This is a genomic window from Blastococcus sp. SYSU DS0552, from assembly GCF_054050815.1.
On sequence record NZ_JBJHAB010000013.1, the window covers coordinates 17,967 to 40,138 of the forward strand.

Consider the following 22,172-nt stretch of genomic DNA (forward strand, 5'->3'; position numbering starts at 1 on the left):
GGGTGAGGTGGGGCGCCCGGGGTAAACGCCTGCGCATGGACCGGGCTGCGGACGACGTGACCATGACCTTCGGCGGCACCGCGACGATGCTGCTGCGGATCGGGGGGTTCACGCTGCTCACCGACCCGAACTTCCTGCACCGCGGGCAGCGGGCGCACCTGGGGTACGGGCTGCGCAGCAAGCGGCTCACCGACCCGGCCCTGCTGCCGGCCCAGCTGCCGGAGCTGGACGGCATCCTGCTCTCGCACATGCACGGCGACCACTGGGACCGGATCGCCACCAAGGCGCTGCCCAAGGAGACGCCGGTCGTCACCACGCCGGAGGCGTCGAAATGCCTGGCCGACCGGGGCTTCACCGGCACCGCCGACCTGCGGCCCTGGCAGACGCACACGTTCGCCCGCGACGACGAGGAGCTGCGGGTGACCTCCGTGCCGGGCGTGCACGGCCCCGGCCCGCTGGCCCGGGTGCTACCGCAGGTGATGGGCAGCGTGCTGGAGCTGGTGCGCGACGGGGAGGTCAGCTGGCGGGGCTACATCAGCGGCGACACCCTGTACCGGCCGTTCCTCGGCGAGGTGCTCGAGCGCTGCGGCCCGCTGGACGTCGTCATCCCGCACCTGGGCGGCACCAAGGTGCTGGGGCTGACCGTCACGATGGACGGCCGCCAGGGCGCGGACCTGGTGGAGCTGCTGAAGCCGCCGGTCACCGTGCCGGTGCACTACGACGACTACTCGCTGTTCAAGAGCCCGCTCGGGGACTTCGTCGCCGAGGTGGCCCGCCGCGAGCTGCCCGGCACGGTCCGCCCCGCCCACCGCGGCGAGACGATCAGCCTGCGCGCCTGACCGTCTCGCCGCGTGCGGGTCAGCTGCGGGCGAGCAGGTCGTCGAGCTTCTCGTAGCCCTCGTTCACGCCGACCTCCATGCCGCTCACGAGCATCGCGTCGCGGCCGGCGAAGGAGTCGCACAGCGAGGTCGTGGTCAGCCGGGTGCGGCCGTCGCCGAGGTCCTCCAGGCGCAGCCTCTCCAGGACGACCTCGGCGGGCATGCCCTCGTACGTGAACGTCTGCACGATCAGCTCGTCGGGGCGCACCTCGTGGAAGCTGCCGTAGAAGGCGTACTCCTCGCCGTCCTGGCTGTGGACGTAGCGGTAGGAACCACCCGTCCGGCAGTCGTAGCGGACGATCGTCATCTCGAGGCCCCGCGGGCCGAGCCACTGGACGACCAGGTCGGGCTCGGTGTGGGCGCGGAAGACCTTCTCCCGCGGCGCGTCGAACTCCCGCGTGATGCGGATGAGCGGGACGTCCGGATCGGCGGCGATCTGGGTCTCGCGGTGGGTGCTCGTGGTCATGAGGGGCTTCCTTCCTGGGACGGGGCGGGGGCGTCCGGCATCGATCGCAGGACGTCGTCCAGCCGGCGGTAGCGCTCCTCGGCCTGGCGCCGGTAGCGCTCGATCCACTTCGTCATGAGGTCGAAGACCTCGGCCTCGAGGTGCACCGGGCGGCGCTGGGCCTCCCGGCTCCGGCTGACCAGGCCGGCGTCCTCCAGCACCTTCAGGTGCTTGGAGACGGCCTGGACGGTCACGTCATAGGGCGCGGCGAGCTCGCCCACCGTGGCGTCGCCGACCGCGAGCCGCGCCACGATGTCCCGCCGGGTGGGGTCGGCCAGGGCCGAGAACACCCGGGAGAGCGGATCCGCCACCACGTCACATCCTTTCTCAACCTTTCGGTTGACGAAGACGCTAGGCCGCACCTCCGAGCTTTGTCAACCGGTCGGTTGAGGAATGTGTCGTCCGCCCGGGGGCGGAGGGTGCGGATCAGCCCGGCGACCGACGCGCGCTGACGGCGGGAGGACCGACGCTCCCCCCATGGACAAGAACAAAGGCAGTGCTCGGGACGGTGGCCGGAGTGGTGGCGGTCGGCGCGGTGGCCGTGGCAGGGATCGTGGTGACCATGCCGGCGGGCGTGGACGGGCCCGGGGCGATGCTGGCGGAGCTGCAGGGTCACACCGAGACGTCGGACCACGCCGACGCCGACGACGCCCCGCGCGGGGACGTGCCGGGCTGGACCCGCCCGGTGGGGCACGACGTCACCGTCGTCCGACCCGGCGAGGCCGCCGGCGACGACTCCGGCAGCGTGCGGGCGGAGATGACGCTGGACGAGGGAGCTCGACCGCCGGCGGACTGCACCGCGCTCCCCCAGGTGGGCATGCCTTTCGACGGCGGCGGGAACTGGCCCGATCTGGGCGACGAGGCGCAGCTCTGCGAGGGCTGGGTGACCGTCGTCCTCGGCGACCGGCTCTACACCTGGACCGGCGACGACCTGCAGGCCGCGGCGGGCTGAGCTCAGCCCGCCGCGAGCCGGGCGGCGCGGGCAGCGACGTCGGCACGCAGCGCCGCGACGTCGACCGTGGTCGAGGCACCGTCGCGCACGACGGGGCGGCCGCCCACCCACACGTCACGGATGTGCCGCCCCGCGCCGGACCACACCAGGTGCGCCAGCACGTCGGCCGGGTCGCCGACCGGCTCGAACACCAGGTCCCGGGTGTCGACGTGCACCAGGTCGGCCCGCCGGCCGGGGGCCAGCTGACCCAGGTCCGGGCGGCCGAGGGCGTCGGCCGCTCCCCCGGTGGCCATCCAGAACGCCTCGGCCGCCGTCAGCGCCGTCGCCGACCGCTCACGCAGCCGCGCCATCCCCGCGGCCAGCCGCAGGTCGGCGAAGAGGTCCAGGGAGTCGTTGGACGCGGGGCCGTCGGTGCCCAGCCCCACCCGGATGCCGCGGTCGAGCATCGGGCGCACCGGCGCGACGCCGCTGGCGAGCTTGGCGTTGCTGGCCGGGCAGTGGGCGACGGCGACGTCGTACTCCTGCCACAGCTCGAGGTCGCCGTCGTCCATGTGCACGCAGTGCGCGGCGAGCACCCGGCCACCGAGGACGTCGTAGGAGGCGAGCAGCGCGGGCACCGACAGCCCGTGCGCGGCCAGCAGGTCGGCGCCCTCGGTGGCGGTCTCGGCGACGTGCAGGTGCAGCAGCAGCTCGTGCTCGCGGGCGGCCCGTGCGGCGTCGGCGAGCACGGGGAGCGGAACGGTGTAGGCCGCATGCGGGCCGATGCCGTACTCGATCGTCCCGTCGCCGGGCGCGCCGGCGGCGAGGGCCACGGCGGCGTCGAGCTGCTCGGCCATCGGCGGCATGCCCGGGAGCGCCAGCAGCGGCGTGGCGACGACCGCCCGGGCACCGGTGGTGGTGACGGCGGCGGCGATCCGCTCGGGGTGGAAGTACATCTCCACGCTGGTGGTGACGCCGTTGCCGAGCAGCTCCGCCGACGCCGCGGTCATCGCGACCTCGACGTCCTCCGGGGTGAGCCGGCTCTCGCGCGGCCACATGACCTCGCGCAGCCAGCGGTCCAGCGGCAGCCCCTCGCCCTGCCCGCGGAACAGCACCATCGGCGCGTGCGAGTGGGCGTTGACCAGGCCGGGGGTGAGCACCCCGGGCAGCGCGACGACGTCGGCGTCCTCGACCGGGGGCGCCTCGGTGGCCGGCCCGACCCACGCGATCGCACCGTCCGCGACGTCCAGGACGCCGTCGGGGACGACCGTCCCGGCGCGGTCGCCGACGACGAGTGCCCGGGCGGTGAAGCGCTGCCGCATGGTCCCGAACCTAGCTCCGCGCCGGCCCAGGGGCGCGGCGGCGGGCGGAGGGCGCCGATACCGTGGAGCCCATGTCGTTCCTCGCCGCTGCGGCCTCCGACGAGGGTGGCATCACCGGCTTCCTGCTGGACCTGGTCGAGACCCTGGGGCCGGTCGGGGTCGGGCTGTCGATCCTCCTCGAGACGGTCGTCCCGCCCATCCCGAGCGAGGCGGTCCTCGGCCTGGCGGGCGTGCTCATCAACGACGGCCGGATGTCGATCGTCCCGGTGATCGTATTCGCCACCCTGGGCTCGCTGCTGGGCGCGATCTTCTTCTACTACGTCGGGCGGGCGCTGGGGCCACGCCGGTCGCACGCCTTCCTCGACCGGCTGCCCCTGGTGGAGACCGAGGACGTCGACCGGACCTTCGCCTGGTTCGAGCGGCACGGCCGCGCTGCGGTCTTCCTCGGCCGCATGGTGCCGATCGTGCGCAGCTTCATCTCGGTGCCCGCCGGGGTGGTGCGGATGCCGCTGGGGCAGTTCCTGCTGTTCACCGCGGCGGGGAGCCTGATCTGGAACACCGTCCTGGTCACCCTGGGCGTGGCGGCCGGCGACTTCATCTACGAGAACCTGCGGTACCTGGACTACGTGGTCGTGGCCGCCGTGGTGCTGGGCGTCTCCTGGTTCGTCTACAAGAAGGCCACCGGGAGGATGCGCCGGCCCCCGCAGGCCGGGAAGCACCTGGACGAGGACTGGGACCCGACATCGTGATCCGGCATCGCCCCGAGGTCGTCGCCTTCGACGTCAACGAGACCCTGCTCGACCTCGCGCCCGTCCGTGCCACCCTGGTCGAGTCAGGGGAGCCCGAGGCGCTGCTGGGCACCGTGTTCGCCCGCACGCTGCTCACCGGCTTCGCGGCGGCCGCCGTCGGCTCCTGGTGCCGGTTCCGGGACGCCTTCGACGCCGCGCTGGCCCAGGAGAGCGAGCTGTCGGCCGACCAGCGCGCGACCGTGGCCGATGCCTTCGGGGAGCTCGCGCCGCACCCCGACGTCGAGCCCGCGCTGCGCCGGCTGGCCGAGGCCGGGGTCCGGGTCGTCACGCTGTCCCACGGCTCGCCCGGCGTGGCCGAGGCGGGGCTGGAGCGGGGCGGGATCACGCCGCTGGTGGAGCGCAGCATGACGAGCGAGACCATCCGCGCCTGGAAGCCGTCACGGGAGGTGTACCTGTGGGCGGCCGGCGTCTGCGACGTGGCGCCGGAGCGGATGGCGCTCGTCGCCGCGCACGGCTGGGACGTGCTGGGCGCGCAGCGGGCGGGGCTCACCGGCGCGTGGTTCCCCCGGAGCGAGCGGGTGTTCCCCGCGGTGTACGGCGAGCCCGACGTCGCCGCCCCTGACCTCCCCGGCGCGGTGGACGCGCTGCTGGCCCTCCCGCCGCGGTGACCGCCTTCGACATCGGGACGCCGCACGGCCCGGCCCGCGCCCACCTGACCGACGGCGGAGCCCGCGGGACGCTGCTGCTCGGGCACGGGGCCGGGGGTGGGGCCGACTCGGCCGACCTGCAGGCGGTCGCCCGCGACGCCGCCGAGGGCGGGTGGCGGGTGCTGCGCATCGAGCAACCGTGGCGCGTGGCGGGGAAGAAGATCGCCCCGGCGCCGGCCCGCCTGGACGAGGGCTGGCGGGCGGTGCTGGCGCACCTTTCGGGGTCGGGGCACCTGACCGGTGCGCTCGTCGTCGGGGGCCGTAGCGCCGGGGCGCGGGTGGCCTGCCGCACCGCGGCACAGGTCCGCGCCGACGGCGTGCTCGCGCTGGCGTTCCCGCTCCATCCGCCGGGCCGGCCGGAGAAGAGCCGGGCGGACGAGCTCGCGGGCGTGACCGTCCCGGTCGTCGTGGTGCAGGGCGAGCGGGACGCGTTCGGTTCGCCGGCCGAGGTGGCCGCGGTGCTGACCGGCCGGGGCAGCGCATCGGTGTACGCCGTCCCCGGTGACCACTCGCTGAAGAAGAACCCGGACCTCGTCGGCGCGGCCGCCGCCTCCTGGCTCGCCGAGGTGCTCCCGGGCTGACCGCTCGGGGTCAGAACGGGGGTGGCTCCAGCGGTTCGGGCGGCGGTGGCGGTTGCGGTGGTGCGGTGAGGACGCGGTAGCCGGGTGGTCGGGTGGTGCGGGTGACCCCGGACGGGGTGGTGACGGTGAGGACGCCGTCGTCGCCCAGGGTGTGGGTCCAGCCGGGGGCGAAGGTCTTGAGCCGGTGGTGGCGACGGCACAGGCAGCACAAGTTGTCGCAGGCCGTGGCCCCGCCGTCGGCGTGCGGGATGACGTGGTCCAGATCGGCCCAGCCGGCGGGCACGGTGCAGCCGGGGTGCCGGCAGGTGCGATCCCGCGTTGCGAGGAAGCGTTGCTGGGCGGCCGAGGGCCGGTAGCGGTCCACCGGACCCGGTGTGCCGAGCAGCGGGCAGCCGCAGGACCGGTCGGGGTGGTCGGGGCAGCCGTGGGTGGCCAGCCGCTCCACTTCGCGGCGGCCGGTGACCGCCCGCAGTCTTCCGGTGGCGTCGGTGAGCGCGATCTGCAGGCTGCCGGCGGGCGGGGCCTGCACGCCGGCGGCATCCAGGGCGGCGAGTAGTTCGCGCAGGTGGGCGGCGGTGATCGGCTCCCCGTCGACCTCCCCGACCGGGGACGCGGCGCCGGGTGGGGTGAAGGCGGCCGGTGCCGGGGCGCCCGAGGCCAGGAACCCGGCCGGGGTCAGCGCGGACAGGGGCGCGACCACCGTCAGCTGGGCGGTCACCGCCGGCCGGTCCTGCCAGGGGCGCAGCAGCAGATCCGCCGTGGCGAGCGAGCGGAGCATGCCGATCGGCCGGGCATCGCCGGCGTCCTTCGCCGCGCGGGCATGGGCATCGACGGCGTCCCGGCAGGCCCGGGCCTCGGGATGGGGCAGCAGGGCGCGCAGCTCGCTCATCCCGTCCCCGACCGGGCGCACCGTCACATCCGCTGCCCGCTGCCGGGCCCGTCGGCGGCGGTCGGCCGCGGCGGCGTCGCGGGCGATCAGCTCGGCGCGCACCGCCTCCCGCAGCTTCCCCACCCCCAGCTCGGTGGCGGTGGGCAGGACGGCGGCCTCCATGGCGGCGATCACGCCCGGGTCTGTCTCCCGCCCGGTGACGGCGACCTCCGCGGCCATCGCCCGGGCACGGGGCCAGTCCAACCGCCCCAGCCGCAGCCGTGTGTACGTCGCGGGCAGCAGCGTGGTGAGCACCTCGGCGTGCTCCAGCTGCGTCACCGCCGCCGTGCGGCTGCAGTTCTGCACCGCGGCCAGCTCATCGGGCACGAACTCACTGACTTCTGGCGGCCCCACGGTGCCGGCCCGCTCACCGCCGGGCAGCGGATCGGCCGGGGCCGGGCGCGCCGCGGCCAGATCCATCACCAGCTCCGCCCGCAGCGCCGCCAGCTGCGCCTCCGCGGCCACGATCTGCCCCAGCAGCTCCGCCGCCTCCGCCGCACCCCGCCGGGCCGGCAGCCACGCGCTCAACGGTTCACCCAGCCGCGGCAACGGATCAGGGTCGGCCAGCTCCCACTCCGACGGCGGGCTCACCGGCATCACGGTCACCCCGACCGCGAACCCGACCACCGACATACCCGCAGGCTAAGCGGGGGGTACGACAGTTCCCGCAGGTCAGAGCCCGGCGACTGGATCACGGCTGCCCGTCCAGGCGCCGAGGCATGGCTAAGCGGAACCGGGGCAGCGGCTCGGTTCGTGCCGCACCGAGGGATCGACCGACGCGGCGCCGCCGCCCGGAGGTCATGCCCCGGACCCGGAACCCGGAACGTGACGGACCGGTCCGACGGCCTCAGCGACGGCGGCGGCGCCGTACGACGAGGGCGACGACCAGCACCAGCGCGGCGACCCCGGCAGCCGGGGCGGCGTAGCGGGACAACGCGGCCCCTCCGGCCACCTCCAGCAGGTCGATCGGCTCCGGCTCGGACTGCGCCGGACGCGGTCGCTCCGCCGGGGCGGCGTCAGGCACGCTCCGCAGCGGCGCACCCGTGGCCGGGCGCCCGGGCGGAGCGGTGTTGCCGGTGGGCGGCCCGCTGGGCGCCTTGCCCGCCGGCGCGGTGTCGGCGGCCTTCTCGGCGGTCACCTTGGCCGCGGTCTCCTTGGCCGGGGTCTCCGTGGTCGCCGTCTCCTTGCCCGCGACCGCCTTCTTCGCCGGCGCGGCCTTGGCGGGCGCCGCCTTCGCGGCGGCCTTCTTGGCCGGGGCCGCCTTCTTCGCCGGCGGCTCCTCGGCCGCGGCGCTGACCTTGTCGGTCGCCGACGCGGCGGCCTTCTTGGTGGCGGCGGCGGCCTTCTTGGCCGCCGTCCCCTCGCCGGCGGCCTGCTCCGCCGAGGCCGCCACCTCCTCGACCACGCCGGTGGCCGTCGCCGCCGCCTTCGCCGCCGGGCCGGCATCCGCCGCCTGGCCGGCCTCCGCCGATGCGGCCGCGCGGTCGGCGTCGCCCTGCGCGTCCCCCTCACCGAGCTGGGCGGCGAGCTTGTCGGCGAACTGCCCCAGCAGCTTGTTGCCGACGTCGGTCATCACGCCGCGCCCGAACTGGGCCGGACGCCCGGTGATGTTCAGGTCGGTGAGCACGTCGACCCGCGTGACCGAGCCCTCCGCGCGGAGGTTGGCGGTGACCACCGCCGCCGCCGTCCCGTTGCCCCGCTGGTCCTTGCCCCGGGCGTCGATGACCGCCCGGTGCGCGGCCTCGTCCTTCTCGATGAACGACGCCTTCCCCTGGTAGGTCAGGTTGATCGGCCCGAGCTTGACCTTCACCCGCCCGGTGAAGTCGTCACCGTCGACGGAGTCCAGCGCCGCGCCGGGCATGCACGGGGCGATCCGCTCGATGTCGAGCAGCACCCGCCAGGCCTCGTCGACGGGCACCGGGACGGTGAACGAGTTCTCCAGCTGCACGGGTCAACCTCCGGGTGACGGACTGGCACGGCCCCCTTGCAGGGACCCGGCGCGAGCCTGCGAGTGCTGGGGGGCAAGGGGGTCCTTCGACAAGCTACAGCCCCGCGGCGGCCGTCACCGCCCGGCGCGTGAGGACGGTCGCCAGGTGCTGCCGGTAGTCCGCCTGCGCGTTGAGGTCGCTGCTCGGCTCGGTCCCCTCGGCGGCGCGGGCGGACGCCGCGGCGATCGCCTCGGGCGTCGCCTCGGCCCCGGACAGCGCGGCCTCCACCGCGCCGGCCCGCAGCGGCGTCGGGCCCATGTTGGTCAGCCCGATCCGCGCCTCGGCGATGTGCCCGTCCTCGCGGCGCACCGCGGCGGCCACCGCGACGATCGACCAGGCCTGCGCCACGCGGTTGAACTTCTCGTACCGCATGCCCCACTGGCCGGCGAGCTTCGGCACCCGCACCTCCACCAGGAGCTCGCCCTCCTCGACCGCGGTGGTGAGGTAGTCGACGAAGAAGTCTGCGGCACCGACGGTCCGGCGTCCTTCGGGCCCGGCGATCACGAACTCGGCGTCGAGCGCCAGCGCCACGGACGGCAGGTCACCGGCCGGGTCGGCGTGCACGAGGGCCCCGCCGAAGGTGCCCCGGTGGCGCACCTGCCGGTCGGCCACCGTGCCGGTGGCCTCGGCGATCAGCGGGCCGTGCTGCGCGATCAGCGGGTCGGCGAGGACGTCGGAGTGGGTGGTCATCGCGCCGATGACGATCGCGTCGCCGTCGTCCCGCACCCCCCGCAGCTCGGCGACCCGCCCCAGGTCGACGACGGTCTCCGGCGCGGCCAGCCGCAGCCGCATGACGGGGATGAGCGACTGCCCGCCGGCGAGGATCTTCACGTCCTCCCCGCCGGCGGCGATCGCCTCCAGCGCCTCGTCGACGCTGGTCGGACGCGCGTACTCGAACGGCGCGGGGATCACTGGGCACCTCCGGAGGTGGACGGGGCGTCGGTGGAGTCGACGGCCTGCGCGTTCGTCCGGGCCGATGCCCGGTCGCCGCCGTCGCCTCCGGCGTGGATGGCCCGCCAGACCCGTTCGGGGGTCAGCGGCATCCGGATGTCCTGCACGCCCAGGTGCCGGACGGCGTCCAGCGCGGCGTTGACCACCGCGGGCGTCGAGGCGATGCAGCCGGCCTCCCCCACGCCCTTGGCGCCGATCGGGTTGCCCGGCGCTGTGTGCACCGTGTTGCCGGTGTCGAAGTGCGGCAGGTCCGATGCCGCGGGCACCAGGTAGTCGACGAAGGTGCCGGTGGTGAGGTTGCCGTCGGCGTCGTAGACGGCCTCCTCGTACAGCGCCTGGGCGATCCCCTGCGCCAGCCCGCCGTGCACCTGCCCCTCGACGATCAGCGGGTTCACGATCGTGCCGACGTCGTCGACGCAGGCGTACTTGCGGATCTTCACGAACCCGGTCTCGGTGTCGACCTCCATGGCGCACAGGTGCGTGCCGTGGGGGAAGGAGAAGTTCTCCGGGTCGAACGTCGCCTCGGCGTCGATCGAGGGCTCGATCCCCTCCGGGTAGTCGTGCGCCGCGAAGATCGCCAGCGCGATCTCCTGGATGCCGAGCCCGGTGCCCGGGGTCCCCCGCACGGAGAACTTCCCGCCCTCGAAGTCGAGGTCGTCCTCGCTGGCCTCCAGGAGGTGCGCGGCGATCTTGCGGGCCTTGGCGATCACCTTGTCCGCCGCCTTGACCACCGCCGAGCCGCCGACCACCAGCGACCGGGAGCCGTAGGTGTCCAGCCCGCGGGAGGCGATCGCGGTGTCCCCGTGCAGCACCTCGACGTCCTCGAACGGCACGCCGAGGGAGTCGGCGACCAGCTGGCTCCACGCCGTCTCGTGGCCCTGGCCGTGCGGCGTCGAGCCGGTGACGACCTCGACCTTGCCGGTGGGCAGCATGCGGATCGCCGCGTGCTCCCAGCCGCCGGCGCCGAAGGAGAGCGAGCCGAGCACCCGGGAGGGGGCCAGCCCGCACATCTCGGTGAAGGTGGAGATGCCGATGCCCAGCTGCACCGGGTCGTTCGACTCCCGCCGCCGCTGCTGCTCGGCACGGAGCTCGTCGTACCCGAGCAGCTCCAGCGCCTGCTGCGTCGCGGTGTCGTAGTCACCGCTGTCGTACGCCAGCCCGGCCACCGTCGTGAACGGGAACTCCTCGGCCTTGATCCAGTTCTTGCGGCGCAGCTCGAGGGGGTCCATGCCGAGCTCGACGGCGAGCTCGTCCATGATCCGCTCGATCGCGAACGTGGCCTCCGGGCGGCCGGCGCCGCGGTAGGCGTCGGTGGGCACCTTGTTGGTGAACACCCCGTCGCACTCGAACCGGTAGGCCGGGAACTTGTAGATGCCCGGGAACATGAAGGCGCCCAGGGCCGGAACACCGGGAGTGATCAGCCGCAGGTAGGCGCCCATGTCGGCGAGCAGCCGCACGCGCAGGCCCTTGAGGTTGCCCTCGCGGTCGGCGGCGACGTCGACGTACTGGATCTGGTCGCGCCCGTGGTGCGCGGTCATCAGCGACTCGCTGCGGGTCTCGGTCCACTTGACCGGCTTGCCCAGGCGCCGGGCGATCAGCAGGCAGAGGATCTCCTCCGGGTTGACCTGCAGCTTCCCGCCGAACCCGCCGCCGACGTCGGGGGCGACGACACGCAGCTTGTGCTCGGGGATGCCGGTGACCATCGCCGCCATCACCCGCAGGATGTGCGGGATCTGGGTCGCCGACCACATCGTGTAGTTGTCGCCCTGCGGCTGGACGACGACCGAGCGCGGCTCCATGAACGCCGGGATCAGCCGCTGCTGGATCAGCCGCCGGCTGACGACGACGTCGGCGTCGGCGAACGCCTGCTCGGTGTCCGCGCCGGTGCCCATCTCGCCGGCGTCGAAGACGAAGTGGTAGCTGGTGTTGGACTCCAGGTGGTCGTGGACCAGGTCCGCGCCCTCCTTCACCGCCTCCTCCATGTCCAGTACCACCGGCAGCGGCTCGTAGTCGATGTCCGCGAGCTCGACGGCGTCCTGCGCCGCGGTCTTGCTGCGCGCCACGATCACCGCGACCGCCTCGCCGACGTGGTTGACCTGGTCGACGGCGATCGACGGGTGCCCGGGGTTGACCATGTCCGGGGTGACCGGCCAGGCGCAGGGCAGCGAGCCCTGCTCCTCGGCGAGGTCCTGACCCGTGTAGACGGCGATGACGCCGGGCGCCTCCCGGACGGCGCTGACGTCGACGTTCGTGATCCGCGCGTGCGCTACGGGTGAGCGCACGACCGCGAGGTGCAGCATCCCCGGCAGCACCATGTTGTCGGTCCAGGTGGTCTCGCCGGTGATCAGCCGGGCGTCCTCCTTGCGGCGGCGCGCCTTGCCGATCTCGGGGGCCGGGGCGCCGGTGCGCTCCCCCACGGCGGTCATGCCTGCCCCACCACGTGCGGCGCGGCGGCGGTGTCGACCGCCGCGGGCGAGACGGAGCCGCTGCCGGCGCCACGCAGCTCACCGGCGGCCTGCTGCACGGCGCGGACGATGTTCTGGTAGCCGGTGCAGCGGCAGAGGTTGCCCTCGATGCCCTCCCGCACCTCGTCCTCGCTCGGGTCGGGGTTGTCCTGGAGCAGGTCGATCGAGGCCATGATCATCCCGGGGGTGCAGTAGCCGCACTGGAGCCCGTGCATCTCGTGGAAGGCCTTCTGCACCGGGTGCAGCTCGCCGTCGCGGGCGACGCCCTCGATGGTGGTCACCTCGGCACCGTCGGCCTGGACCGCCAGCACGGTGCAGCTCTTCACGGCCTCGCCGTCCAGGTGGACGGTGCAGGCACCGCAGTTGCTGGTGTCGCAACCGACCACGGTCCCGACCTTGCCGAGCTGCTCGCGCAGGTAGTGCACGAGCAGTGTCCGGGGTTCGACGTCGTCCTGGTAGGACGCCCCGTCCACCCGCACGCTGATCCGGGTCATCAGTCCTCCGCCTCGTTGCAGGGGTCCCTCGTTGCAGACCGCGCCCACGGTCGACCGTGGACCTGCCGCGGAGTCTGACCCGAAAGGAGTGACTTTGGCCACGCTTAACTGCACGCGAGCCTGCCCCGATCCGCCGGTGGGAGCCGAAGTCCCCCGGAAAGACCAGGATTTCCGGGCGCTCCGGTGGTGGACGGCCGCGGCACCGCCGGCGGGACAACGTTGCGTCCCCGTTGCAGCTCACCGCGCGCGGCACGGCCGTCCGGAGCAGAAAGGGGGCGGCAGGCGTGGTGCCGGGACCCGGGTCTACCTAGTCTCGGCCGATGATGCCGGTGACCGCGCGCTCCCGGGATCGGTGACCCGTGGGATCCGTGGTGCCGCTCCGGCCGCAGCCCTGGTTCGCCCGTCGCCGACGGCGGTCGTTCCTGCGGACGGCGCGGCTCGACGCGGTGGGCTGGGGCGCCCTCCTCGGGGCCTGCTCCGCCGCTGCGGCGGCGTCCGTGCCGGTGCTGCGGCCGACGGGGTGGCCGCTACCGGCCCGGGCCGGTGCGGGTCCCGCGGCGGTCGTGACCGCCCTGGTGGTGCTCGACCGCCGGAAGTGGCGGGCCATGGAAACCGGGTTCTCGTTCACCGACGACCCGGCGCTGACCGCCGCGGTGGTCGACCGGCTGGTCGCCGACGGGCTCCCCGCCCGCCTGGACCAGGGCCCGGGGAGGCCGGGGATCCGGTACGCGAACCGCTACGGCCGGCGGATCGAGACCGCGCTCGGGGCACTGCTGTCCCCGCGGACCGACGAGTCCCAGGGCGCGGAGGCGTAGGCCTCCGCGGAACGGGCCCCCGCGCCCGGCGCGTCCCGGCCCGCCCCCTCACGGCGGCGGAGGACGGCGGAGACCGCGAGCGGGATCAGCCCGGCGGCCGCCAGCCCGGCGCCGACGGCGCTGGGCGCCCGGTAGCCGAGGCCCGCGGCGATGACGAGCCCGCCGGCCCAGGCGCCGAGGGCGTTGGCCATGTTGAGGGCCGAGTGGTTGAGGGCGGCCCCGAGCATCTGCGCCTCCCCCGCGGTCTCCATCAGCCGCAGCTGCAGCAGGATCGCCAGGGTCGAGCCGCTGACCGAGACCAGGAAGACGCCGGCCACGAGGCCGGGCACCCAGGACGCGACCCCGGCGACCACGGCGAGCAGCACCATCAGGGCCACCAGGGCGCCGACGAGCGAGCGGAAGAGCGACCAGTCGCCCAGCCGCCCGGCCAGCGCCGTCCCGATGATCCCGCCGATCCCGTACACCAGCAGGACCACGGGCAGGGTGCCCCGGGAGAGGCCCGCGACGTCGGTGACGACCGGGGCGATGTAGCTGTAGAGCGCGAACATGCCGCCGAAGCCGACGACGCCGACCCCCAGGGTGAGCAGCACCTGCGGCCGGCGCAGCGCGCCCAGCTCGCCCCGCACCGTCGCGTCGGGCCGCCCCGGTGACGGCGGGACGACGACGAGCACGGCCGCCACCGTGGCCGCGGCCAGGACGACCACCAGCCAGTACGACGCCCGCCAGCCGGCCGCCTGCCCCAGCCAGGTCGCGGCCGGGACGCCGGCGACCAGCGCGACGGCCAGGCCGAGCATCACCGAGCTGACCGCGCGGCCACGGAGCCGCGGCGCGACCAGCGACGCGGCGACCAGCGAGGCCACGCCGAAGTAGGCGCCGTGCGGCAGGCCGGCGAGGAACCGGGCGCCCAGCAGCGTCGGGTAGCCCGGCGCCAGGGCGGTGAGCACGTTGCCGACCAGCAGGGCACCCATCAGGCCGACCAGCAGCGCGCGCCGGGGCAGGCGGGCGCTCATCGCCGCGATCACCGGGGCGCCGACCACGACGCCGAGGGCGTAGGCGGAGATGACGTGGCCGGCCGAGGGGATGTCGACGCCCACGCCCTCGGCGATGTCGGGCAGCAGGCCCATGGTCACGAACTCGGTGGTGCCGATCGCGAACCCGCCGAGCGCCAGCGCCACGATGGCCACGACGACCCGGACGGGGCTCAGGGGTGGTCGGTCGACGAGGGGTGCTGCGGTCACGCCAGCTGCGAAGTCGTGAGCAGCCCTCAGCATTCCCGCACCGGGCGGATCAGCGCGTGCGGCCGGCCAGCCGCAGGCGGTGCAGGTGCGCCGTCACCGCCGCCCGGCGGGGCGAGCCCGCCGGGAGGACCTCGCACAGCGCCTGCCAGACCCCGGCGTCCTCCCGCACCTCGGGCAGCTGGGCGAGGCGCAGCAGCAGGTCGGGGCGGCGCCCGGTGAGCACTGCCCGGCGGAGCACCGCCAGCAGTCGGTCGCGGGCCTGCCGCACCCCCGGCGCCTGGGAGCCGGGCAGCACCGGCCCCGCGTAGTGCTCCAGCGCGGCACCGACCTCCCCGCGCGCGACGAGCCGGCGCACCTGCTCCACGTCGGTGTGCAGCCGGCCGACCAGGCGGTAGGGGCGGGACGCGAGCAGCTCGCTGCCCACCAGGCGGCGCAGCCGCGACAGCTCCGCCCGCACCGTGACGGTCGCCGCGGACCCGGCGTGCACCTCGGCGGCGAGCTGGGCGGCGTCCCGGCCCTGCCCCGAGGCGGCCGCCTCTGCCAGCAGGAACAGCAGCTCCGAGTGGCGGACAGACAGCTCCAGCGGCCCGCCGGGCAGCAGCAGCCGGGCGCGTTCCCGGCCGAGCACCTCCAGGCGCGCCGCCGCCGGTGCGGGCGCCCCGGTGGCCGGGCCGGTGGTGAGCCGCTCCCGGTTCAGCCAGCGCAGCTCCGACTCGACGGCGGCCACCGTCGCGCGGACGAGGGTGAGCACGTGCGGGCTGGCCACGTGGTCGCCACCGGTGACGTCGATGACGCCGAGCAGCGCACCGGTTGCCGGGTCGTGCACCGGCGCGGCCGAGCAGCTCCAGGGCTGCACCGAGCGCCGGAAGTGCTCGCTGCCGTAGATCTGCACGGCGGAGTCGACAGCCAGCGCCGTCCCGGGCGCGTTCGTGCCGGCCACCTCCTCCGACCAGCGAGCGCCCGCCACGAAGTTCACGCCCTCGGCCTGCGCCCGCAGCCGGCGGTCGCCCTCCACCCAGAGCATCCGCCCCGCGGCGTCGGTGACCGCCACGATCATCCGGTCGGCCTCGGCGTCCTGCACCAGCAGCCGGCGGATCACCGGCAGCACCGGCGCCAGCGGGTGGGCCGCCCGGTAGGCGAGCAGGTCGGCGTCCAGCAGCTCCACGGGGGGCAGCCCGCCGTCGGGGTCCACGCCGCTGCCGAGGGAGCGCCGCCACGAGTCGCGGACGACCGGGCGGACGGCGTCGTCGACGGGCAGCGCACCGGCGGTGACCAGGCGTTCGTGCGCCGCGCGCAACCGGCGCGTGCGGGCGGCCGACGGCGACCCGTCGGGCAGCGCCAGCCACGGGTTGACGGCGGTGGTCACCGGCCGCGCCACGGGGAGTCGCTCATCTCCCGGTCATCGTGGCCGCTGCCGGCGGTTTCCACCAGAGCGGCCGGCGCGGGTCAGTGCGCCGGGGCCGCCGCCGCATCCCCGGCCGGCAGCTGCCACGGCCGGACGACGGCGGCCAGCACGACGATCGCCAGGACCAGCGCCGTGACGACGACGAGGCCGATCGCCACCGCGTCGTTGCCCAGGAGGCCGACGACCGGGGAGACCGCCGCGCCGACGCCGAACTGGATGGCGCCCAGCAGGGCCGCCGCGCTCCCGGCCGCCTCGCCGTGCCGGGACAGCGCCAGCGCCGGGGCGTTGGGCAGCGCGAGCCCGCACGCGAACAGCACCGCCCACAGCGCCCCGGTGACGGCGACCAGGCCACCGGTCCCCGTGCCGGCCAGCCCGACCAGCGCGGCGCCGGCGAGCGCGCCGGCCACGGTGCCGGCCACGAGGAGCGTCTGCGGCGACCAGCGGCGCAGCAGCAGCGGGTTGAGCTGGGTGGCGGCGATCAGCCAGAACGCGCCGGCGCCGAACAGCAGCCCGAACTGCTGCTCGTCGAGCCCGAACTGGTCCTGGTAGACGAACGCGGAGCCGGAGACGTAGCTGAACAGCCCGGCCATCGTGAGGCCGGCGACCAGCACCAGCCCGACGTAGACGCGGTCGTGCAACAGGCCGCGGTAGACCCGCAGCGTCCCGAGCACCCCGGCGCTGCTCCGCCGCGCGGGCGGCAGGGTCTCCCGCAGCGTCGCCCACCCGACGACCAGCAGCAGCAGGCCGTAGGCCGCCAGCACGCCGAACACCCCGCGCCAGGTGGTGAAGCGCAGGATCTCCCCGCCGATGGTGGGCGCCAGCACCGGCGCGGCGCCGAGCACCAGGAACAGCCGGGAGAGCATCGTCGCCGCGGCGCGGCCGTCGTAGAGGTCGCGTACCACGGCGAGGGCGATGACCGCGCCGGAGGCGGCGCCCACGCCCTGCAGCACCCGCAGCGCGCCGAGGACGGCGATGGTCGGCGCGACGAGCACGAGCAGCGAGGCGACGACGTGCAGCGCGGTGCCGGCCAGCAGCGGCCCGCGGCGGCCGTACGCGTCCGACAGCGGGCCGAGCACCAGCTGACCGAGCGCCAGGCCGATCAGCGTGCCGGTGAGGGTCAGCTGCACGGTCGCCGAGGTGGTGAGCAGGTCGCTGGTGATGCTGGGCAGCGCCGGCAGGTACATGTCGATGGTCAGCGGGCCGAGGGCGACGAAGGCGCCGAGCGTCAGCGCGGTGCGGGCGGCGCCCGGTCGCGCGGGCGCATCGGGGGTCGCCTGCGGCTGGGGGCGGTCCTGGGTGGTGGTCACGGGTTTCCCGTCGATCGGTGCTGAGCGGGACCCACGCTGGTCGAACCGCAGTACGACGCCGTGCAAGGCGCGAGGCCCGCCGCGCATTCCGCGGCCGGGCGGGTCGTCAGCGGGGTGGGCGCGCCGGCAGCAGGGGCCGGACGTCGCGGGCCCGCACGGCCCCGGCCCACAGGCCCGCCCCGTAGGCGAGGTCGTCGAGCCGCCGCGCCAGGAGGTGACGGACCGGTCCGACCCGGCCCCGGTGCGGTGTCCAGGCCAGCAACCCGTCGGCGAGCGCCGCCGCCAGCACGGCCCTGCGCACGCGCCGGGAGGCGATCGCCCCGGCGGCGGCCACCGGCCAGTGGTGCCGGGTGGCCGCGCGGGTCAGCGCCCGGCCCGACGCGGCGAGGCCGCGCACCACGAGGCCGGTGGCGAGCGCGGCCGGGACGGCCTCCCCCGGCCGGGCCAGCCGGCGCGCGAGCCGGGCCACGGTGACCCCCAGCACGGCGACCCCGGCCGCCCGCCCCCACCGCCTCCCGGCGAGCAGCAGCGCCCAGGTGAGCGCCGTCTCCGGCGCGATCACCAGGGGGGACACCGCCGACCCGTGCCGCGCGGCCAGCAGGGCGGCGCCGGTGCCGTAGAAGGCGCGCCGCCGCAGCCAGTCTGCGGTGCGCGCCGGGTGCTCGTGCGCGACCTCGGCCGCCGGTTCGTACCGCACCCGCCAGCCCGCCGCGGTCAGCCGCCAGACCAGGTCGACGTCCTCGGCGACCCGCATCGCCTCGTCGAAGCCCGCGCCCAGGGCCGACCGGCGCACCAGCAGGGCCGCGCTCGGCAGGTAGGACACCGCCGACAGCGGCCGCACCGCCGCCGGCTCCGGGCCCATGTCGAGCGCGCCGGCGACGTCCTCGTAGGGGCTCGTCCACCCGCGTGCCGCGCCCGCCAGCGGCACGATCCGGGGGCCCACCACGGCCAGCCGGGGATCGGCCAGGTGCGGCCGCAGCCGGCCCAGCCAGCCCGGGAGGGGGACGCAGTCGGAGTCGAGGAACGCGACCAGCTCGGTGCCTGCCGCGGCCAGGCCGGCGTTGCGGGCAGCCGCCGGGCCCCGGGACACCTCGTGCCGGAGGACGCGGACGCCGTCGGGAGCGGTGACCGGCGCCGCCGAGCCGTCGTCGACGACGACCACGGGCACAGCCGCCGTCCGCGGATCGGCGCGCAGCGCGGCGAGCAGCCGGCCAAGCCCGGCCGGTCGGTCCTTCACCGGGACGACGACGGTCACGTCCGCCCCGCCGGCGTCCGGCGGCGGCTCCGGGTGGGCGAGGCCGGCGTCGAGGAGCCGCGCGGCCAGGGCGGCACCGGTCGCGTCGCCGACCACCAGGCGGTCGGTGGCCAGCAGCCCCGCCGCGCGCGGGGACAGCCGGATCAGCCGCAGCGGGGAACCCCCGAGCAGGGTCGCGCCGCCGTCGCGCCGGCGGGTGCGCGGGTCGAGCCGCACGGCGAACCCGTCGGGCAGCCGGCGCTCCGGCGGGGCGGGGATCATCCCTGCGCCAGGACCTCGTCCGTCGTGGCGAACGAGACCAGGGGTGCGTAGCCGGCCATCACCTGCAGGGCCCGCTCGTGCTCCTCGTCGCCCGCCCCGGCGCACGCGTCGGTGACCACGCGGACGTGCACCCCCGCGTCGGCCGCCGGGAGCACGGTGGAGATGACGCAGCAGTCGGTGGCCACCCCGGCGACGGTGAGAGGACCCTCGCCGACCACCTCGGCCAGCCGCGGCCCCCACTTGCCGAACGTGGTGGCGTCCACGACCGGGGCGCCGCCCGGGTCCTCGACGAGCTGGTAGCACCGCGCGTCGGGGGGCTGCAGCGCGAAGTCGTACTGCGCGTAGTACTCCTTCCACGCCCCCACCGGCTCCGCGGGCGCCACGAACCGGGTCCAGACCACCCGCTCGCCGAACGCCTCGACCAGCCGGCGGACGCGCGGGCGGACTCCTCGAACCGCGGCGCGGTCCACGGCGAGTCCTGCTCGCCGAAGACGTGCTGCAGGTCGATCACGACCAGCCAGCCCTCGCGGCCCTCGATCGCCCCGCTCATGCCCGGCCCTCCTCGCGCGTCGGTGCCCTCGGCTCCCGCCGTACGGGCCCCGCGACAGTAACGATCCGGTCCCGGCCGCCCCGCTCCCAGGTTCTTGTGCTTAGGTCACCCTTACCTGACCCGCCAAGGAGTTGTGTCATGCCTTTCCCTTCCGCCCTCCGGGGTGCCGCCGCGCTCGCGGCCACCGCTCTCGTCGTCACCGGCTGCGGTTCCGGCGACGAGCCCGCCACCTCCGACGGCGGGGCGGCCGGGAACACGACCGGGAACTCGTCGTCGGCGTTCCCCGTGACGGTGGAGACCGCCTTCGGCGAGGTCACGGTCGAGGAGGAGCCCGAGCGGGTGGTGGCGCTCGGCTGGTCCGACGCCGAGACCGCCCTCGCGCTCGGTGTGGAGCCGGTGGGCGCCAGCGACTGGCTGGCGGTCGGCGGCGACGACGGTCTCGGGGACTGGGTCGAGCAGGGCTACGACGAGCCCCCCGTGATCATCGGCACGCTCGAGCCCAGCTTCGAGCAGATAGCGGCGCTGCAGCCCGACCTCATCCTCGACACCCGCTCGTCCGGCGACCAGGAGCGCTACGACCTGCTGAACGAGATCGCCCCGACGATCGGCCAGCCCGAAGGGGTCGGCCCGTACCAGACGACCTGGCAGCAGCAGCTGGAGATGATCGGCGAGGCGCTCGGCAGGGGCGAGGAGGCCGACGAGCTCGCGGCCGAGGTCGAGGCGGCGTTCGAGCAGGCCCGGGAGGAGCACCCCGAGTTCCAGGGCACCGAGGTCGCCGTCGGCGCCTACTCCGCCGAGGGCTGGAACGTCTACCTCACCGGCGACTCGCGGGTGCAGTTCATGGAGCAGCTCGGCTTCGAGAACAAGGCCGAGATCGAGGCGCTGGCGACCGAGAACTTCTTTGTGCCCATCGGCGAGGAGCAGCTCACCCTGCTCGACGCCGAGCTGACCGTGGTCTTCCCGATCTTCGTCGAGGCCTCGGCGTTCACCGGCAGCCCGGTGTGGCAGTCGCTGCCCGCCGTCCAGGAGGGTCGCGCCGTCGTCCTCGACGACCTGACGCTGCTCAACGCCTTCTCCAGCGCCTCGGCACCGGGCCTGCTGTACGCGATCGAGAACAGCGTGCCGCTGTTCGCCGACGCCCTGAACTGATCGGGCCACCACCTCCGGCGCGGGGCGGTTCCGGGATCACTCCCGGAGCCGCCCCGCGTCGTCGATGCGCCAGGTCGCCACGGCGGCAGCCAGCCGGCCGGCCAGGTCCGCCACCAGCTCCGCCCCCTCGGCCGCCGACGCGCCCGCCGGGTCCCCGAGCACCCCGTTCGGGCTGACCGCCCGCACGCCCTCGGCGCGCATCCGGGGCAGCAGCTCCCGCAGCGGCGCCGTCTCCCCCGCCTCCGCCCGTTCCCGGCGGACCCCAGCAGGTTCCACGTGCAACATGAGCGACGTCTCGGTGCGGCCGGCGTGGGCGTCGCCGCCGGCAACGGCGAGCTGCCACCAGGCCACGTCCCGCCCCTCGGCCCGGAGCAGCGGCACCGCCGCCCGCAGGGCGGAGTAGTTGCCCCCGTGGCCGTTGACGACCAGCACCCGCCCCGCCCAGCGGCAGGCCGATCGCCCGTACTCCACGAGCAGGGTCGTCAGCGCCTCCGTGCCGATCGACACCGTGCCCGGGAACCCCTCGTGCTCCCCGCTCGCCCCGTAGGGGATCGCCGGGGCGAGCAGCGCGCCACCGATCCCGGGCACCGCGGCCTGCGCCACCGTCTCCGCCGTCCGGGTGTCGGTCGCCAGCGGCAGGTGCGGGCCGTGCTGCTCCACCGATCCCAGGGGGACGACGAGGAGCGGCCGCTCGGGCAGCTCTGGCCAGGTGGCGTCGCCGAGGGAGGTCACCGGGCCAGCCTCGCACGACGGCAGACTGGCCCCATGGCTCCCCGACGCTGCCCGTGCGGCACCGGCCTGCCCTACGCCGAGTGCTGCGGACGCCTGCACGCCGGCGAGGCGACGGCGGCCACCGCCGAGCAGCTCATGCGGTCGCGGTACAGCGCCTTCGCCGTCGGCGACGCCGGCCACCTGCTGACCAGCTGGCACTCCACCACCCGGCCGGCGTCGGTGGAGCTCGATCCGCAGGTGCGCTGGACCGGCCTGGACGTGCTCGCGACCACCGGCGGCGGGCTGCTCGCCACCGAGGGGACCGTGGAGTTCCGCGCCTGGTACGTCGCCGGCGGCCAGCGTGGCAGCCAGCACGAGATCAGCCGGTTCGTCCGGGAGGACGGCGCCTGGCGCTACCTCGACGCGCGCTGAGGGGTGTCGGGCGGGACCACCGTGGGCACCAGCCCGGCATGAGTACCGAGGACACCCGCAAGGTCGCCGAGCTGATCAAGGGGGAGCGCTTCGGCTTCCTCACCACGATCGCTCCCGGCGGGAAGCTGACCAGCCACCCGATGACGCTGCAGGAGGTCGAGTTCGACGGCGACCTCTGGTTCTTCGCCGAGCGCGGCTCCCACCCGGTGGCGCACATCGCCGCGCAGCCCCAGGTGAACGTCGGCATCGGCTCCGGCGGCACCTGGGTGTCGCTCACCGGTCACGCCGTCGTGGTGGACGACCTGGCCAAGAAGAAGGAGCTGTGGAACGGCGGCGTCGAGGCCTGGTTCCCGAACCGCCCCGAGGACCGCGACGTCGTGCTGATCAAGGTCGAGGGCGACTCGGCGGAGTACTGGGACAGCCCGGGCGGCCGGCTGGCCACCGCGTTCAGCTTCGTGAAGGCCAAGGCCACCGGCGAGCGGATCGACGCGGGGGAGAACAAGAAGGTCGACCTCTAGCAGCGGCCGCCCGGCGCCGGCCCCGCGGGCCG

At 75.4% G+C, this 22,172-nt stretch carries 23 protein-coding genes; 9 read left to right on the forward strand and 14 right to left on the reverse strand.

The genetic code is table 11. The features are described from left to right. Positions 1–35: 35 nt before the first annotated feature. A complete protein-coding gene (locus tag ACI8AG_RS14035; RefSeq protein ID WP_456591189.1) occupies positions 36–839 on the forward strand; it encodes an MBL fold metallo-hydrolase in 804 nt (267 codons plus the stop codon). A 19-nt stretch (positions 840–858) separates the two neighbouring features. Here ACI8AG_RS14035 and ACI8AG_RS14040 read toward each other — a convergent pair whose 3' ends face one another. Together ACI8AG_RS14040 and ACI8AG_RS14045 are read right to left on the reverse strand one after the other, a co-directional pair. After that, positions 859–1,344, reverse strand: a complete 486-nt coding sequence (locus ACI8AG_RS14040) for an SRPBCC family protein (protein ID WP_456597537.1) — start codon at positions 1,342–1,344, stop codon at positions 859–861. Continuing rightward, positions 1,341–1,697: a metalloregulator ArsR/SmtB family transcription factor gene (locus ACI8AG_RS14045; protein ID WP_456591187.1), complete on the reverse strand. Its 357-nt coding sequence runs from the start codon at positions 1,695–1,697 to the stop codon at positions 1,341–1,343. Before ACI8AG_RS14045 ends, ACI8AG_RS14040 begins: the two co-directional genes overlap by 4 nt. Before the next feature lie 182 nt (positions 1,698–1,879). Between ACI8AG_RS14045 and ACI8AG_RS14050 the strand changes: the two genes are divergently transcribed. Beyond that, on the forward strand, positions 1,880–2,335 hold the full coding sequence (locus ACI8AG_RS14050; protein WP_456597538.1) for a hypothetical protein: 456 nt from the start codon (positions 1,880–1,882) through the stop codon (positions 2,333–2,335). 2 nt (positions 2,336–2,337) lie between these two features. Here the strand turns inward: ACI8AG_RS14050 and ACI8AG_RS14055 are convergent, their stop codons facing one another. Next, positions 2,338–3,636 carry an amidohydrolase family protein gene (locus ACI8AG_RS14055; RefSeq protein WP_456597539.1) on the reverse strand — a complete coding sequence of 433 codons (1,299 nt, stop codon included), beginning with the start codon at positions 3,634–3,636 and terminating at the stop codon, positions 2,338–2,340. 71 nt (positions 3,637–3,707) lie between these two features. Here ACI8AG_RS14055 and ACI8AG_RS14060 point away from each other — a divergent pair, with 71 nt between their 5' ends. From ACI8AG_RS14060 to ACI8AG_RS14070, 3 genes are read left to right on the forward strand one after another with little or no spacing between them, the layout of a single operon-like run. Beyond that, entirely contained in the window at positions 3,708–4,385 is a 678-nt protein-coding gene (locus ACI8AG_RS14060) for a DedA family protein (protein ID WP_456597540.1), read from the forward strand. Further along, complete coding sequence (locus ACI8AG_RS14065; RefSeq protein WP_456597541.1) at positions 4,382–5,053, forward strand: HAD-IA family hydrolase; 672 nt, start codon at positions 4,382–4,384, stop codon at positions 5,051–5,053. The genes ACI8AG_RS14060 and ACI8AG_RS14065 overlap by 4 nt, the downstream gene beginning before the upstream one ends. After that, positions 5,050–5,673, forward strand: a complete 624-nt coding sequence (locus ACI8AG_RS14070) for an alpha/beta hydrolase family protein (protein WP_456597542.1) — start codon at positions 5,050–5,052, stop codon at positions 5,671–5,673. Before ACI8AG_RS14065 ends, ACI8AG_RS14070 begins: the two co-directional genes overlap by 4 nt. A gap of 10 nt (positions 5,674–5,683) precedes the next feature. On the opposite strand, the gene ACI8AG_RS14075 is transcribed toward ACI8AG_RS14070, so the two are convergent. The 5 genes from ACI8AG_RS14075 to ACI8AG_RS14095 all read right to left on the reverse strand — a co-directional run bounded on the left by ACI8AG_RS14075 (position 5,684) and on the right by ACI8AG_RS14095 (position 12,499). Next, a complete protein-coding gene (locus ACI8AG_RS14075) occupies positions 5,684–7,234 on the reverse strand; it encodes a DUF222 domain-containing protein (RefSeq protein ID WP_456597543.1) in 1,551 nt (516 codons plus the stop codon). 214 nt (positions 7,235–7,448) lie between these two features. Then, positions 7,449–8,549, reverse strand: a complete 1,101-nt coding sequence (locus ACI8AG_RS14080) for an SRPBCC domain-containing protein (RefSeq protein ID WP_456597544.1) — start codon at positions 8,547–8,549, stop codon at positions 7,449–7,451. A 94-nt stretch (positions 8,550–8,643) separates the two neighbouring features. Beyond that, positions 8,644–9,501 carry an FAD binding domain-containing protein gene (locus ACI8AG_RS14085; RefSeq protein ID WP_456597545.1) on the reverse strand — a complete coding sequence of 286 codons (858 nt, stop codon included), beginning with the start codon at positions 9,499–9,501 and terminating at the stop codon, positions 8,644–8,646. Beyond that, positions 9,498–11,966, reverse strand: coding sequence for a xanthine dehydrogenase family protein molybdopterin-binding subunit (locus tag ACI8AG_RS14090; protein ID WP_456597546.1), 2,469 nt, complete (start codon positions 11,964–11,966; stop codon positions 9,498–9,500). Before ACI8AG_RS14090 ends, ACI8AG_RS14085 begins: the two co-directional genes overlap by 4 nt. Then, positions 11,963–12,499 carry a (2Fe-2S)-binding protein gene (locus ACI8AG_RS14095; RefSeq protein ID WP_456597547.1) on the reverse strand — a complete coding sequence of 179 codons (537 nt, stop codon included), beginning with the start codon at positions 12,497–12,499 and terminating at the stop codon, positions 11,963–11,965. Before ACI8AG_RS14095 ends, ACI8AG_RS14090 begins: the two co-directional genes overlap by 4 nt. A gap of 359 nt (positions 12,500–12,858) precedes the next feature. Here ACI8AG_RS14095 and ACI8AG_RS14100 point away from each other — a divergent pair, with 359 nt between their 5' ends. After that, positions 12,859–13,314: a hypothetical protein gene (locus ACI8AG_RS14100; RefSeq protein WP_456597548.1), complete on the forward strand. Its 456-nt coding sequence runs from the start codon at positions 12,859–12,861 to the stop codon at positions 13,312–13,314. Here the strand turns inward: ACI8AG_RS14100 and ACI8AG_RS14105 are convergent. From ACI8AG_RS14105 to ACI8AG_RS14125, 5 genes are all read right to left on the reverse strand, one after another. Beyond that, positions 13,236–14,552, reverse strand: a complete 1,317-nt coding sequence (locus ACI8AG_RS14105) for an MFS transporter (RefSeq protein ID WP_456597549.1) — start codon at positions 14,550–14,552, stop codon at positions 13,236–13,238. The two genes, ACI8AG_RS14100 and ACI8AG_RS14105, sit on opposite strands and share 79 nt — an antisense overlap. 49 nt (positions 14,553–14,601) lie before the next feature. After that, positions 14,602–15,930 (reverse strand): GAF domain-containing protein, encoded by a 1,329-nt coding sequence (locus tag ACI8AG_RS14110; protein ID WP_456597550.1) that lies wholly within the window; start codon positions 15,928–15,930, stop codon positions 14,602–14,604. Between the two features lie 68 nt (positions 15,931–15,998). Then, on the reverse strand, positions 15,999–17,264 hold the full coding sequence (locus ACI8AG_RS14115; RefSeq protein WP_456597551.1) for a multidrug effflux MFS transporter: 1,266 nt from the start codon (positions 17,262–17,264) through the stop codon (positions 15,999–16,001). A gap of 106 nt (positions 17,265–17,370) precedes the next feature. After that, positions 17,371–18,780: a mycofactocin biosynthesis glycosyltransferase MftF gene (mftF, locus tag ACI8AG_RS14120; protein WP_456597552.1), complete on the reverse strand. Its 1,410-nt coding sequence runs from the start codon at positions 18,778–18,780 to the stop codon at positions 17,371–17,373. After that, the gene (locus ACI8AG_RS14125) at positions 18,777–19,250 is read right to left on the reverse strand and encodes a cysteine hydrolase family protein (protein WP_456597553.1); all 474 of its coding nucleotides are present in this window, start codon (positions 19,248–19,250) and stop codon (positions 18,777–18,779) included. Before ACI8AG_RS14125 ends, mftF begins: the two co-directional genes overlap by 4 nt. Positions 19,251–19,468: 218 nt before the next feature. Here ACI8AG_RS14125 and ACI8AG_RS14130 point away from each other — a divergent pair, with 218 nt between their 5' ends. Further along, complete coding sequence (locus ACI8AG_RS14130) at positions 19,469–20,479, forward strand: iron-siderophore ABC transporter substrate-binding protein (protein WP_456597554.1); 1,011 nt, start codon at positions 19,469–19,471, stop codon at positions 20,477–20,479. A gap of 36 nt (positions 20,480–20,515) precedes the next feature. Here ACI8AG_RS14130 and mftE read toward each other — a convergent pair whose 3' ends face one another. Further along, positions 20,516–21,211 (reverse strand): mycofactocin biosynthesis peptidyl-dipeptidase MftE, encoded by a 696-nt coding sequence (mftE, locus tag ACI8AG_RS14135; RefSeq protein WP_456597555.1) that lies wholly within the window; start codon positions 21,209–21,211, stop codon positions 20,516–20,518. Between the two features lie 33 nt (positions 21,212–21,244). Here mftE and ACI8AG_RS14140 point away from each other — a divergent pair, with 33 nt between their 5' ends. Together ACI8AG_RS14140 and ACI8AG_RS14145 are read left to right on the forward strand one after the other, a co-directional pair. Further along, positions 21,245–21,622 (forward strand): YchJ family protein, encoded by a 378-nt coding sequence (locus ACI8AG_RS14140; protein ID WP_456597556.1) that lies wholly within the window; start codon positions 21,245–21,247, stop codon positions 21,620–21,622. Between the two features lie 38 nt (positions 21,623–21,660). After that, complete coding sequence (locus ACI8AG_RS14145; protein WP_456597557.1) at positions 21,661–22,140, forward strand: pyridoxamine 5'-phosphate oxidase family protein; 480 nt, start codon at positions 21,661–21,663, stop codon at positions 22,138–22,140. Positions 22,141–22,172: the final 32 nt, after the last annotated feature.